This window comes from Vibrio sp. 10N.222.49.C9, from assembly GCF_041474985.1.
Classification (GTDB): domain Bacteria; phylum Pseudomonadota; class Gammaproteobacteria; order Enterobacterales; family Vibrionaceae; genus Vibrio; species Vibrio crassostreae_C.
Window position 1 is genome coordinate 1 of record NZ_JBFRVD010001339.1, and the last position, 546, is coordinate 546.

General features: G+C 49.8%; 1 protein-coding gene. It reads left to right on the forward strand.

What is annotated here, in order from left to right:
• The coding region (locus AB4585_RS28185; RefSeq protein ID WP_372172068.1) for a DNA gyrase subunit A at positions 1-546 on the forward strand (546 nt) is incomplete at both ends.

Below are 546 nucleotides of genomic sequence, written 5' to 3' on the forward strand. Positions count from 1 at the left end.
ACATCGGTGACGGCTTAAAGCCGGTTCAACGCCGTATTATTTATGCGATGTCAGAGCTAGGCTTATCGGCTTCAGCTAAATATAAAAAATCAGCACGTACCGTGGGTGACGTACTCGGTAAGTACCATCCACACGGTGATTCAGCGTGTTATGAAGCCATGGTATTGATGGCGCAGCCATTTACCTATCGTTATCCGCTCGTCGACGGGCAGGGTAACTGGGGTGCTCCGGATGACCCGAAATCCTTCGCTGCAATGCGTTACACTGAATCTAAGCTTTCTAAGTTTGCAGAGGTGCTACTTGGCGAATTAGGTCAAGGCACGGTTGAATGGCAGCCGAACTTTGATGGTTCTATGAAAGAGCCGCAAATGTTGCCTGCACGCCTGCCGCATATTCTGCTTAACGGAATTACCGGTATTGCCGTTGGTATGGCAACCGACATACCGCCACACAATGTGCGCGAAGTGGCCGATGCCACCATGGCCTTGATTGATAATCCCAAAGCAGAATTGCCAGATGTTATGCAATTTGTGCAGGGGCCAGATT